The organism is Candidatus Frankia nodulisporulans, assembly GCF_902806475.1.
Classification (GTDB): domain Bacteria; phylum Actinomycetota; class Actinomycetes; order Frankiales; family Frankiaceae; genus Frankia; species Frankia umida.
This window is the reverse complement of sequence record NZ_CADCWS010000582.1, coordinates 1-341: the sequence shown is the minus strand read 5'-3', so window position 1 is coordinate 341 and position 341 is coordinate 1. Positions and strand designations below refer to the sequence as shown.

The window sequence follows — 341 nt, the reverse complement described above, 5'->3', positions numbered from 1 at the left end:
CGACCAGCGTCGTCGCTGGCAGCCCGGAGCACCGGGCTCCCGTGTTTGCCCGCCGAGGCGGGTAGGCTCGCTCGGTAACCTCCTCAACATAGATCGGTCGGGTACGTGGGCTCAGTCATCAAGAAGCGTCGTAAGCGGATGGCCAAGAAGAAGCACCGCAAACTGCTCAAGCGCACGCGCGTCCAGCGTCGTAACAAGAAGTAGGTACGGCCCCGCCGTCTCGCTCCTGTGACTCCGCTCGTCCGAGCCCGTCCGTCGGACGATCCGGCTGACCGCGTCCAGCACGGGCGCCTGCCTGGTCACCGGCCCGCCACCAGCACCCTGTCGTGTACCTCAGCGCC

Annotated in this window: 1 protein-coding gene; it reads left to right on the top strand. The window is 67.2% G+C overall.

Going from position 1 to position 341, the window contains the following annotated elements; all coding sequences use genetic code 11:
- The first annotated feature begins 105 nt into the window (after nt 1–105).
- Complete coding sequence (locus tag G6R24_RS21480) at nt 106–204, top strand: 30S ribosomal protein bS22 (protein WP_003948845.1); 99 nt, start codon at nt 106–108, stop codon at nt 202–204.
- Nucleotides 205–341 lie beyond the last annotated feature (137 nt).